The following is a 12,463-nucleotide window of genomic DNA, read 5'->3' as shown; positions in this document are numbered from 1 at the left end:
TTTACAGAGATAATCTTTAGTTATATCAAGTTTTAAGTATTATCTCCCAGCTATGCCATTTTTGTCATGATGCGAGAAAGTATACAAAGTGTTCTTAACAGGAACAATACGATTGTTAGAAAACAACGAGGGGAGTGTTCATACAGATGTCTGAACAGTCACTATATGAAAAAGCAGGCGGTGCCGAAGGAATTGAAAAGGTGGTCGAGTATTTTTATCATGATTTAGTGTTAAAGGATCCTACTGTCAATCAGTTTTTCGAAAATACGGATATGGACAAGCAAATTAAGCATCAAGCTAAGTTTATCAGTTTCGCATTAGGTGGACCTAACCAATACACTGGTGCATCTATGGCAAAAGCTCATGAAGGGATGGACCTTCAGCCGGACCATTTTAATGCGATTGCAAGTCATCTTCATGATGCACTTGCTCATTTTGGACTAAGTGAATCCGATATCGATCAAGCCTTAACAAAGGTTGCTACACTCCAAGATGATATTTTATATAAATAATTGTCATAAAGAAACGCCGTCAAAAAAATTGGCGGCGTCTATCTTTTTCCATTCCGTACAAAAGAAATAAGCTGTTCCGCATTCGGATACCCCTTCTCACTGTACAGTGCTGCTGCTTTTTCTATATCAAAATCAACTCTTTCAATAGAAGCACGAAGCTTTCCAGATTCAATTTCAACGATGGCATAGGAAGCTTTTGGGAGCCCATCAAACGGTAAACCTACACTCCCCGTATTAATTAGCATTTTACCATCAATACTTCGAATAAACGGATTGTGAATATGACCATACACGTATACTTGACCATCTGCCTTCATCATTTTTTTAGTGATCGTCTCGTTATCTGCATCAGGCAGAACAATATCAAATAAGCTATCAGCTGTCGCGTGAAAAACTTGAATGGTTTTGTCCTCTGCTTGTAAACTCAAACCATGGGGCAGCTTCTCCAAATAAGAGATATCAAGATCGTCAAGTTTAGAAAGCGTCCACTCTCTTTCTATATTCATCATTTCTAGCGCGTCGTCTGGTACTTCTCCTTTATGCACACCTCTGACTACCCATTCATCCGCATTTCCTTTTACCACTTTACTGTCTAAAGAACGAATCAATTGCAATGATTCTTTAGGCTGTGGACCGCGATAACATAAGTCTCCTAGTACTACAATCTCGTCCACATTCTGATCTTCAATATCCTGAAGCACTGCTTCAAGTGCAACAGCGTTTCCATGAATATCTGAAATAAATGCATATTTCATAAAACAACCTCCCCTATCATTAGATTTCCTTTAATATCCATATTAAAGGAAGTATCGTTAAAAGTCTCCTCAAATGCTTCTTCAAATTATGGACTATGCTTAGTAAACAAAAACACTGTCCATTTGTCATGAACAGTGTTTGACTAGTCATTTCACAATTCAATCCCTGCAATCTTTTCTGTCTCGATTTTCATAAGCTCTTTAATAACATCATTTGTATCTTCCATATACTTCCTAACCAAATAATAACCAACACAGTATCCAGCCATTTTCGGATAAAGTCCTAATCCATAAAGAATACGTCGATGTTTACGGTCTTCTTTCGGTAGATCACGATTTGGAAGCAATAAGTTTTTCCATAACTTCTCAAGCTGTACATCAGAGTAATAAGTAGTCCATGATGCTAAAAACTCATTCCCTATCCTTTCACGTACAGCATTTTCAGCCAATCCTTCCATTATAATCGTATCCAAAAGGACGAAATTTTCTTCTTTTTTTGGGATGTGAGCTAACCGGCAAACATGATTATATTCATGCGTAAACAAAGCTCTTATTTCCTTTTCTTCGTTATTCTCGGTTAGAAATAAAAATAATTTATCTTTAAATGCCAGCCCTGATTTTCCATTAAAATCACTAGCTATCACTTTATTATTTTGATCAGAAGGGAATATATAAACCGGAACATCTGGTCCTTCCCATAACCTTCGCAGCCTTTGTTTTTCTTGCTGAACCATTTCCCAAACTTTATTTTCTCGCAATTTAATAACTGTTTTTATACCGTCTTTTACAGGCTGATACATACCATGGCGAGTTAAATAATGGTAGATGCTAGAAGATCGAGCATCCGAAAATAATGATTTCATTTTTTCGCACATTTTGAGTGGCTGATCATAGCTTTCTAATAACCATTGGTCCGTTCTGATAACCCCCATATGGATCCCTCGCAATTGTTTTATGTCTGCTAATACAATATGCAGACCTCAAGGAGATGTTTAATGGTGTTACCAGCAAGCTTACATTAGGCTAAAATTCGTTTTTCCCCGTCTAACTCTTTAATAGGGCTAATATTTTGTGTGAATTCTAATGTTCCCACGTATCCGCCATTTTCATCTCGAACAGCAAAATAACGAATATAAACAAATTTATCTTTGACTTTAATCCAAAAATCCTCGCTGTCTTTTTTACCAGCTTTAAAATCACTTAAAAGTTCTTCTACAACATGGACACTTCTCGGAGGATGGCAATTTTGAACAGTGCGGCCAATTACAGCTTTGGTACGGGCAAAGATTCTTTCTTTACCATGAGAAAAATAACGAACAACATCTTCATGGTCGATAAAGGTGATATCTACAGGTAAATGATTGAGCAGAAGTTCAAGCTGCTTTAACGATAGTATTCCAGTCTCCATTTTGATAAAACCTTCAGAAATAGCTTTCTCACCAATTGCCTTTCGTTCCGGCTTCCATCCTGCTGCAGGTGCTATTAAGCAAAAACCAATTTCATCACTCTCATGCGCGATTTTAACCCACTCATCTTCAGTGAAGTTCTGTAATGCCATTGGAAACAGAATATTTTCCTCTCTATAAATCATTTCCAATAATTCTTTCATGCAAAATTGAGTTCCTTCAATGATAGCTTGCTTATCACCATCATAGCTTCCTAGTTTTTTCCTTACATCTTTAATTCCATCACGTATAAAATCATCAATTCTCCACATCATATTCGTTGGCCCATAAATACCGTACTTTTCAAGATACGGGAAGATCAAATTCTCTTTTCGGCTATAATGCTTATCAATATCTAGTAAGAGATTGGTATCTTCCATTAACTTGTACACATTTTCAGACGAATCCTCTTCCGCAAACTGGGCTAGATGTACTTGAAGTCGATCTTTAATTAGCTTTGCAACTTCTTGGTTTTCCATTTTAAACGTATGAACAGGGTGTCCTGGTTCGTCTTCTGGATGCTGATACCGTACTTTTTCCTGAATTGATCCTTTGAAGATCTCTGTATGCAAGTTATACAATCTCTTTACTTCAGCTGTAGTCATACCTTCCTCTTCAATAAAGTCATGCGGAAGCTGTGAAATTTCCTCAACGTTAATCTTTCCAATTTCTTTATCAAATTGAGCTTTAACTTCAGCTGGATTTTTGCCGTTATGCAAATCGATAAAGATTTGTTTTAACATAGCTAATCTTTCTGTTCGTTCTTCGGTCATTTGTTCACGATTATTTATAAGTTCACTCATGAGATTAACTCCTCCTGTGCTGATCTTCAGTTAATTTACGTAAAGAATAGCATGCATTCATGATATTGTTTGTGATGTTCATCACGGAGAATGAAAATCATTCTCTTTAATGATTTTTTATCCGTTTAGGAGGAAAAAGATTAAAAAAAGAATAACGCGACGGCGTTATCCTTTTACACTAATTTATTGGCAATAAATAGAATAAAATACAGAAAAAATGCAGTGTACTACCTGCGATAACAAACAAATGCCAAACGGCGTGGTGAAACTTAAATCCTCTCCAAACGTAGAAGATGGCTCCTACTGTATAGAGAACTCCACCGATGGCCAGCAGCAATAGCCCATTAGGTGAAAGAAAATCAACTAATGGCTGCCAAGCAAAAACAATCAGCCACCCCATTACAATATACAGCAATGTTGAATACAAAAGGAATTTTTTCACAAAAAATGATTTAAATACTGTCCCGATAATGGCTAGTCCCCATACAATTCCAAAAATAGTCCAGCCCAGCCAACCTTCAACCGCAATAAATAAAAAGGGTGTATAAGATCCAGCAATAAAAAAATAAATCGATGAATGGTCAAATATCTCAAACAGATCCTTAGCCTTTCCAGCAGGTAAACTATGAAGCATCGTCGAAGACAAATACATTAACAGCATCGTACTTCCAAACAGTGTAAAACTCACAACATGCCAGGTATTCCCGTATATTGAGGAGAACACAATCAAAATCACAAGTGCAGCAATACTAAGTAATGCCCCGATTCCGTGGGTTATGGCATTGGCAATTTCTTCTCCCTTTGTAAATGTATGTGTTTCGCTCATTTTGTATCCTTCCTTCCAGCTTCCTCTACGATTTCATCAACCAATCTTTCGGCTGTTCTTCTATAAATATTGCTAATATTTACAAGTGATAATATTAGCAATAACTTCTCTAGATACTGAAATTGAGCCTGATCTTCCTCAAGCACCTCAATTTCTGTTTTTACTTCTTTCGCCCTCTCTTGTACATCTTCTTTAAATCTGTCCTCATTTTTATCGCTTAATTTGAGATAGCTATCATAAAACTCTTCTAGCGGAAAATCATTGTTTGCTATATGTTCATTCAATTCCTGCATTGCTTCTTTAATATCATTGATTGAGAGTGTCCCTTTAAGCTGATAAATTAAACTGATCAATATGAGATGTTCACGGGAGTACTTTTTATTTTTAATCGGAAAAAACAATTTTGCTTTCGCATAGTTGTTAATCATTGTTTTTGTTAAGATCTTTTCTTCATCATTACGTTTTACTGTGTTAAATTTTTTTTCAAACAACTGAATGACTTGATCCATATATAAATCAATATCCGGGATATCATTTAAATTTATTTGTGTGTGTAACCCTATTTTTTCAAGAAACTCAGATAATTCGTTCACTACTAAACCTCTTTTCAGTATTTCTTACTTCATATTTTAACGCAGCCTCAGCAAAAAGTAAATAACTAAACCACATGTTGATATACAAGTATCATATTATGTAGTATTTAAAACTACATATGTCATTCAACAAAAAAACGGTCATCATTTTTTATCTGATGACCGACGTCCCCTTTAGTCATGTTCTACATCATCCAAGCATTTCTAACACTTCTCATAATAAAGTTATTCCACTAATCAAGATCATCACAGCGACAATTGCCCTTAACGGCTTCGCTGGAAACTTTGATGATAAGTTGCTGCCTAAAATAACGCCTGGAATTGAGCCAACCAGGAGATTGACCATCAATAAATAATCAACATTCCCTATCCCAGCATGCAGTGAGCCAGCGACCGTGACTAACAAAAAAGCATGAGCAATATCCGTCCCGACTAATTCAGATGTTTTTAATTTATAAAGAAACAACATAGCCAGCGCGAACAAAGAGCCCGAACCAATTGACGTTAGTCCCACGAGAAATCCTAAGCCTGCCCCGATTGTAATCGTTAGTAACTTTTTGTTTTCGATGGGCTTTCTCTGAAATACGTTCCACTCAAATCTTTCTTTTAAGAAAGTTTTGATTAACGTGGCCAAAGCTACTAGTATTAGCACATAGCCTAATGCATGCTTGATAATTGCTTCTTGATTGTGAAAAAAAGTATCAAAAAGCTGCAACGCTCCTACTGCAAGAATGGCACTTGGAATACTCCCGATTGCCAAATATTTTACTAATTGTAGATTGATCGTCTTTTGTTTCCAGTGCTGAAATGACCCAAATAATTTTGTAATTGAATTGTAAGCTAAATCAGTTCCCACTGCAATTGATGGGTTAATCCCCAGTATAATTAATATCGGGGTTAAGAGGGCTGCACCACCAACTCCTGTGAGTCCGACCAAAAACCCGACCATTAGCCCCATTATAATAATTGCAATGCTCATGCGGCGCACTCCCCAAACTGCTCTTCTCTCTCTATACTACAAAAGTTCGTAATTTCAATTTATGTAAGGGTTATACGCCTTGTTACTCTCCCTCTTAACTAGGACATTCCCAATTATCCAACAATAAAAAGTCCAGCTGATTAAACCATACAGCTGGACCGGCCTTTCTTTATTCACTCTCTTCTTCATTCAATTTAATCTTTTTACATCCCACATATAAGCAGGAAAAAATGTCTAATCCCGGCTTCGCTTTAGCCAGCCCCTTAATATATGGAGTGACGAGGTCTTTAAAATCAGATCCTACTCCCTCCTCTTCCAATATTCCATAAACGTAAAGTTTCTTTTCATCAAATAGAAATGCTACATTGCCAACTGCTTTGTTCGATGAATCAACCACATTGAGAACCTGGAATTCTGGGGTAATCACTTCTGGTGAAAAGTAAATTTGCAAACCCATCTCTCCTTTTTTAAGAATCAAAGTCCCCTGCTTATATTAAGTAAATTGCAGTTTTTCAAAGAGTGTGTCATTCTCTTCTGATGGTTCTTTTTTCTTAACATGTATTAGAGTCAAACTAAGCAAACCTGCAAATAACGTCAAACCAGCAGTTGTAAGGAACATGCCTGTGCGGGACCATTCCATTAATGTACTATAAATGGGAGGACCTATCGCAACACCAAGAAAACGGACAGACCCATATAACGAAGTCACAAATCCTCTCCGGTCCATTGGAACCGAGCCGGTAATAAAACTATTAATGCATGGCAATACCAATCCTGTTCCAATACTGCTTATAACAAGAATAGCAAAGAAAGGGACCAAGCTTTTGAATAATGTAAGAGTGGAAAATGAGATTGTCATTAAAAGCAAACCTAAAACGATTAACTTTTTCATTAACGGCATTTTCTTGCCAATTTTACTTCCGGTAAAATAAGATGTGGTTGTCATAAATAAAAGAGGAATGGCTAAAATACCTCCTTTTAACACACCATCTATGCCGTAATCCTTTTCAAGGATATCGGAAATATAAAACAAAATTCCAAATAAAGTAAACAAACAAGTTGCTCCAGTAAAGTAGGCGGCAAATAACCAGCGGCCTTCCGTTTTGAAAACAGACGCCAATCCTTTAATATATTTGCCAACGGGTGGCGGCTCTTTCTCTGCTTTTTTCTCTTTTACAAAAAATATGGTAAGAAAAACTGAGATAAGGCAAAATACTGGGAAGGCAAAAAATGCTGCATACCAAAAAATTAAAGCTAACAAAGATCCAATAATAGGACTGATCACTTTACCGAATCCATTGGAAGCTTCCACTAAACCTAGAACTTTACTTTGTTCTCCCCCTTTAAACAAATCCCCTGTTAATGCCATTGCAATGGGAGCTGTTCCTGCAGCACCAAGCCCTTGCATTATTCTTCCTGCGAGAATCCATGTATACGCATTTGAAAACCATGCCGCTGCAGCTCCTGCTAAGAGTCCGCCGCTACCATACAAAATTAGAGCGGGGATGATGACAGCTTTGCGCGAGAAACGATCAGATAAATATCCTAATATAGGAATAGATATCGCGGCAGCAATTGAAAAAACAGAAATGATTAAACTGATTTTGAACTGTGATACATCCAATTCTGTTTTCATTTTGGGTAATACAGGGATTAACATGGAGTTCCCTAAAACAAGAATAAGCGGGATTGAACCAATTGCAAAAATAGTCATGCCTTTATTTTTTTGCTTTGGCATGAGAGTCCACCCCTAACATGAAAGATTAACCTTTACTATTGTTTGATAGGCGGCGTTAGATTATTCAGCAGAGTTAGTGCCCAAATATTATAGAAAAAGCCCATAACATACACATTCACCCATTTTTTGAATAATCTATCCTAGAAAAATGGAGGAGGCTCTTTTCCTATGGATTTTTTGAAATTACCGCAAAGAACAACAGGGGACAGAACTTTTGGCTTAACATCTATTATAGATTTTGGAACTCCAATCGGTGAACTAACCAATATTTTAGAGGATTATCATCCATTTATTGATATCGCGAAAATTGGAATTGGGTCCGCTTATATCACACCAAACCTGCAAAAAAAAATTGATTTATACAAGGCTTACAACATTAAACCTTACTGCGGCGGAACACTTTTTGAAAAGTGCTATTCTCAAAATAAAATACCTGAATTCCTGCAGTGTCTTCGAAATTTAGGGATACAATGGGTTGAAGTTTCAAACGGCACAATAGAGATTCCTTTAGTACAACGGCTTGATTTAATACAAAAAATAAAGAAGGATTTTAATGTCATAGCAGAAGTGGGTTCAAAAGATGGGGATAAAGAATTGTCTATTTCCCAGTGGAAGAAAGAGATGCAGCTCCTGCTCGAAGCCGGCAGTGAATATGTGATAACTGAAGGAAGAGATTCTGGTTCCGCAGGAATTTACAGTAGTAACGGTGCCGTTAAATCTAATCTAATTCGCGAGTTAATAAAAGATATTGATCATAAGAGAATTATTTTTGAAGCCCCAACACCGAAACACCAGATGTATTTTATTAATGAAATTGGAGCAAATGTGAATTTAGGTAATGTCAAATTAAACGACGTCTTAGTCCTCGAAGCACAGCGATGCGGGCTAAGAAGCGAGACCTTTTTTTTGGAGGACAGTGAATGGAAATTACCGTTATAAGACATCTTCCAACACATTGGAATAAACAGAAAAAGCTGCAAGGCAGAAGAGATATTCGTATTTTACCCGTAACAGAATCGATCCAAAAAGAAATCAACGAAAATCAGCAGCTGTTAAAGGCACTTTCCCCTTTTGATTTAATCTTGGCTAGTACGCTTGCACGAACTCATGAAACAGCTCAGCTTTACGGTTATGCAGCTGAAGCAGACAGCCTCCTAGATGAGCTTGATTTTGGTCCATTCGAAGGACGCAGTAAGGATCAGCTTATTGAACACTATGGTCAGCAATGGATTGAAAATCCAAAAGAATTAAAACTAGGTGAAAGTATTGCACAACTTGAAAACCGAATTATTTTATTCCTAGAGAAGTACAAAAGGTACAATCATATTTTAATTTTTGGACATGGATCTTGGATTAGAGCACTCTTATCATATTGCCGATATGGCGACATTAACCACATGAATAAAATCATTGTGAATAACAATCAATGCATAACCTTGAGAATCTAAACAGAGTTTGACAAAGAACGGAGGAATCATTTTGTCTGAACCTATCACGTATGAAAATTGGGTTGAAGAATGTAATATCTTCGAAACTCAACCGGATTACTTAGATGTTTTAAAATGGGCCTATAACGAATACAAAGATGACATCGTCTATGCTTGCAGCTTCGGAGCAGAAGGAATCGTACTAATAGACCTCATTTATAAGGTGAACAAAAAGGCTAAAATTATTTTTCTAGATACCGGACTCCATTTCCAAGAGACCTATGAACTAATTGATAAAGTAAAAAAACAGTACCCTTCACTTACAATTGAAATGGTGAAACCAAAAATTTCTCTGCCAGAACAGTCAAAATGGTATGGAGATGAGCTATGGAAACACCATCCTAATCTCTGCTGTCATATGAGGAAGGTAGCCCCACTCCAAGAAGCATTAAGCGGTGTTAAAGCTTGGATTTCGGGTTTAAGACGGGAACAATCTCCAAGCAGAAGTAACACTCAATACGTCAATAAAGACGAGAAATTTAAAAAAGTTAAGATCTGTCCCCTTATCCATTGGTCATGGGATGACATTATGAACTATATCAAATTAAACAATCTTCCATATAATCCTCTTCATGATCAAGGTTACCCTAGCATTGGGTGTGCTCCATGTACTCAGCCAGTCTTTGATGAAAATGATCAGCGTTCCGGCAGATGGGCCGGTCTTTCGAAAACAGAGTGCGGACTGCACCAATCGTAGAGATAGAATGGAAATAAAAAGAGAGATTTCAATTGGGGAGGAAAAAATCGTGAAAGAATGCATCCCACATGGTGGAATATTAATAAATCGCATCAATCTTGAAGAAGAAATTTATGAGGATCGTAATTTTGTAGAACTAGATATATTAGAATTAAGTGATCTCGAGTTAATTGCAAATGGCGGTTATAGTCCTCTTGAAGGATTTATGAATAAGAAGGATTATGAATCAGTAGTACTAAATATGAGACTCTCAAGCGGCTTGCCCTGGTCCCTGCCAATTACTTTAGCTGTATCAAAAGAAAAAGCTATGACACTAGGAATTGGTGAAACGATAAATCTTAAATACAATGGTCATATCTATGGAGTCATGGAAATTAGTGAGATTTTTTCTCCGAATAAATTAAGAGAAGCAGAGCATGTCTTCCAAACAACAGATCTTAATCATCCAGGAGTTAAGAAGTTGTTTTCTCGGGCAGAGTACTATCTTGGAGGAAAGGTTACTTTAGTAAAAAGACCAGAAAAAAACCAATTCGATTCTTTTTACTTAGACCCAAAACAAACAAGAGAGAAATTCAAGCAGCTTGGCTGGAATACGATCGTTGGTTTTCAAACAAGAAACCCCGTTCACCGCGCTCACGAATATATTCAAAAATCTGCACTAGAAGTTGTTGACGGACTCTTTTTAAACCCACTTGTTGGAGAAACAAAATCAGACGATATCCCAAGTGATATCCGCATGAAAAGTTATCAAGTGTTACTAGAACATTATTATCCAAAAGATCGAGTTTTTCTATCGGTTTTTCCCGCGGCTATGCGTTATGCTGGTCCAAGGGAAGCCATTTTTCATGCGATTGTCCGTAAGAATTATGGCTGTACTCACTTCATTGTCGGAAGAGATCACGCTGGTGTAGGTGATTATTACGGAACATACGATGCACAAAAGATATTCAGTCATTTTTCCATAGAAGAGCTGGGGATTCAGCCGCTATTTTTCGAGCATAGTTTTTATTGTAAAAAGTGTGAAAATATGGCTTCTTCTAAAACCTGCCCGCATAATAAAGATTCACATGTCATACTTTCTGGGACAAAGGTCAGAGGAATGCTAAAGTCCGGTATTCATCCTCCTAAGGAATTCAGTCGTCCTGAAGTCGTTGAAATCCTCATTAAAGGGATGCAGGAAGCAGATACAAATTTTCAGAGGGTGTAGAAAATGAGAAATGACCAAAACATCACATGGCACCATTCTACTGTAACAAAGAAAGACCGTCAGCTAAAAAATCAGCATAAGAGCTGCGTGTTATGGTTCACAGGGCTTTCCGGGTCTGGGAAATCAACATTAGCTAATGCGATCGACCAGAAATTGTTTCAACAGCATATTCAAAGCTATGTCCTTGACGGGGATAATATCCGCCACGGCCTAAACAAGGATTTGAGTTTTGGTGCAAACGACCGAAAGGAAAATATACGTAGAATCGGTGAGGTAGCAAAGTTATTTGTCGATAGCGGCCAAATTGTATCAACTGCTTTTATTTCCCCTTATCAAGAAGATCGGCAGCAGGTACGAAAAATGTTTGAAGAAGGAGAATTTATTGAAATCTATGTGGCCTGCCCCATCAATGTGTGTGAACAACGGGATCCAAAAGGGTTATACAAGAAAGCTAGAAAGGGAGATATCCCTAATTTCACAGGGATTTCTTCTCCATACGAAGCTCCAGATAATCCTGATTTAATCATCGAAACAGACAAAACGACCATTGAAAAATCAGTTGAAGAAATAGTAACTTATTTAGAAAGTAAGAAGATCCTTTAATTTAGGATCTTCTTACTTTTTCCTCCAGTTTAGAGTCAGCACATCTCCTTTAGGAAGACGCATTTCATAAATAAAATCGATAATATTCGTTGAAAAAAATTGACAGATAATAGCAAATATAACAATTTTATAATCAATCACAAGTGCCGTTAATAAAAATATTATTAAGTTAATTCCCATCATGACTTTACCTGGACTCCAATTCTTATATGAAGCAATCATTAACGCCGGGATAACCATCCCTCCGCTGGAAGCTCCAGCCCTGATCAACAAACCGACACCAATCCCAAAGAAAAGACTGCCTGCAGCTATATCTACAAGTATATGCACATGTGGAATTTGAACCTGTGTAGTGATGTAACTGACCGTTGCCGATGTCGTAGCTACAGAAAAAATTGTTCGAAATGTCCAAGTATAACCAAAGTATTGCAGTGCAAAAACTAAAAAAACAATATTTGCCAGCCATAACGAAAAACCTAAAGGAGTATGAAACCAGTGATTCATTAGAATGGCTATTCCCGCGGCACCACCAGATGGTATTGAGTGAGGAAACAAGAAGAACGACATGGACATTCCCTGCATGACAGCACCGAAAAGTAAACAGCAATAGGTTATAAAGGTTTTTTTTAATTTCATCGCTTCTGTGACGATTCCTTCATTATTAAATGTTTATACTCCATTTTTAATTCCCTCCTGGGTCTATCTCCTTGTCCATTTTATGTGAGACCAAAAAAGAATATGTTCTCTGAAATGACAATAATTGAGACTGATTATCTATCAAACTTGTTTTTCAATATTCCCTAGCAAATATTTCTAAT

At 37.0% G+C, this 12,463-nt stretch carries 15 protein-coding genes; 6 read left to right on the top strand and 9 right to left on the bottom strand.

Annotated features, from left to right (window positions below):
- Nucleotides 1–146: 146 nt before the first annotated feature.
- Nucleotides 147–512 carry a group I truncated hemoglobin gene (locus CZ487_RS06245; protein WP_077211267.1) on the top strand — a complete coding sequence of 122 codons (366 nt, stop codon included), beginning with the start codon at nt 147–149 and terminating at the stop codon, nt 510–512.
- Between the two features lie 38 nt (nt 513–550).
- Here the strand turns inward: CZ487_RS06245 and CZ487_RS06240 are convergent, their stop codons facing one another.
- From CZ487_RS06240 to CZ487_RS06205, 8 genes are all read right to left on the bottom strand, one after another.
- Entirely contained in the window at nt 551–1,267 is a 717-nt protein-coding gene (locus tag CZ487_RS06240; protein WP_077211266.1) for a metallophosphoesterase family protein, read from the bottom strand.
- Between the two features lie 152 nt (nt 1,268–1,419).
- Nucleotides 1,420–2,199 (bottom strand): DUF2268 domain-containing putative Zn-dependent protease, encoded by a 780-nt coding sequence (locus tag CZ487_RS06235; RefSeq protein WP_077211265.1) that lies wholly within the window; start codon nt 2,197–2,199, stop codon nt 1,420–1,422.
- A gap of 86 nt (nt 2,200–2,285) precedes the next feature.
- Nucleotides 2,286–3,515: a DUF438 domain-containing protein gene (locus CZ487_RS06230; protein WP_077211264.1), complete on the bottom strand. Its 1,230-nt coding sequence runs from the start codon at nt 3,513–3,515 to the stop codon at nt 2,286–2,288.
- 178 nt (nt 3,516–3,693) lie between these two features.
- Complete coding sequence (gene trhA / locus CZ487_RS06225) at nt 3,694–4,341, bottom strand: PAQR family membrane homeostasis protein TrhA (RefSeq protein WP_077211263.1); 648 nt, start codon at nt 4,339–4,341, stop codon at nt 3,694–3,696.
- Nucleotides 4,338–4,934: a DUF1836 domain-containing protein gene (locus CZ487_RS06220; protein WP_077211262.1), complete on the bottom strand. Its 597-nt coding sequence runs from the start codon at nt 4,932–4,934 to the stop codon at nt 4,338–4,340. The genes trhA and CZ487_RS06220 overlap by 4 nt, the downstream gene beginning before the upstream one ends.
- Before the next feature lie 214 nt (nt 4,935–5,148).
- On the bottom strand, nt 5,149–5,913 hold the full coding sequence (locus tag CZ487_RS06215) for a sulfite exporter TauE/SafE family protein (RefSeq protein ID WP_077211261.1): 765 nt from the start codon (nt 5,911–5,913) through the stop codon (nt 5,149–5,151).
- A gap of 169 nt (nt 5,914–6,082) precedes the next feature.
- Complete coding sequence (locus tag CZ487_RS06210; protein ID WP_077211260.1) at nt 6,083–6,364, bottom strand: hypothetical protein; 282 nt, start codon at nt 6,362–6,364, stop codon at nt 6,083–6,085.
- 42 nt (nt 6,365–6,406) lie between these two features.
- On the bottom strand, nt 6,407–7,651 hold the full coding sequence (locus CZ487_RS06205; protein WP_077211259.1) for an MFS transporter: 1,245 nt from the start codon (nt 7,649–7,651) through the stop codon (nt 6,407–6,409).
- 168 nt (nt 7,652–7,819) lie between these two features.
- Here CZ487_RS06205 and CZ487_RS06200 point away from each other — a divergent pair, with 168 nt between their 5' ends.
- The 5 genes from CZ487_RS06200 to cysC are packed head-to-tail and all read left to right on the top strand — an operon-like array spanning nt 7,820 to nt 11,645.
- Complete coding sequence (locus tag CZ487_RS06200) at nt 7,820–8,590, top strand: phosphosulfolactate synthase (RefSeq protein WP_077211258.1); 771 nt, start codon at nt 7,820–7,822, stop codon at nt 8,588–8,590.
- Nucleotides 8,572–9,099 carry a histidine phosphatase family protein gene (locus CZ487_RS06195; RefSeq protein ID WP_077211257.1) on the top strand — a complete coding sequence of 176 codons (528 nt, stop codon included), beginning with the start codon at nt 8,572–8,574 and terminating at the stop codon, nt 9,097–9,099. The genes CZ487_RS06200 and CZ487_RS06195 overlap by 19 nt, the downstream gene beginning before the upstream one ends.
- Before the next feature lie 31 nt (nt 9,100–9,130).
- Nucleotides 9,131–9,835 carry a phosphoadenylyl-sulfate reductase gene (locus CZ487_RS06190; protein ID WP_077211256.1) on the top strand — a complete coding sequence of 235 codons (705 nt, stop codon included), beginning with the start codon at nt 9,131–9,133 and terminating at the stop codon, nt 9,833–9,835.
- Nucleotides 9,836–9,884: 49 nt separating this feature from the next.
- Nucleotides 9,885–11,042 (top strand): sulfate adenylyltransferase, encoded by a 1,158-nt coding sequence (gene sat / locus CZ487_RS06185; RefSeq protein ID WP_202617791.1) that lies wholly within the window; start codon nt 9,885–9,887, stop codon nt 11,040–11,042.
- A gap of 3 nt (nt 11,043–11,045) precedes the next feature.
- Nucleotides 11,046–11,645, top strand: a complete 600-nt coding sequence (gene cysC, locus CZ487_RS06180) for an adenylyl-sulfate kinase (protein ID WP_077211254.1) — start codon at nt 11,046–11,048, stop codon at nt 11,643–11,645.
- A 12-nt stretch (nt 11,646–11,657) separates the two neighbouring features.
- Here cysC and CZ487_RS06175 read toward each other — a convergent pair whose 3' ends face one another.
- Nucleotides 11,658–12,281 (bottom strand): YitT family protein, encoded by a 624-nt coding sequence (locus CZ487_RS06175; protein WP_077211253.1) that lies wholly within the window; start codon nt 12,279–12,281, stop codon nt 11,658–11,660.
- Between the last annotated feature and the right edge of the window lie 182 nt (nt 12,282–12,463).

Origin of the sequence: Robertmurraya dakarensis (assembly GCF_900156875.1) — a bacterium.
Classification (GTDB): Bacteria; Bacillota; Bacilli; order Bacillales; family Cytobacillaceae; genus Robertmurraya; species Robertmurraya dakarensis.
Note: the sequence above shows the minus strand (reverse complement) of the source record. Positions and strands in the feature narration are given on the sequence as shown.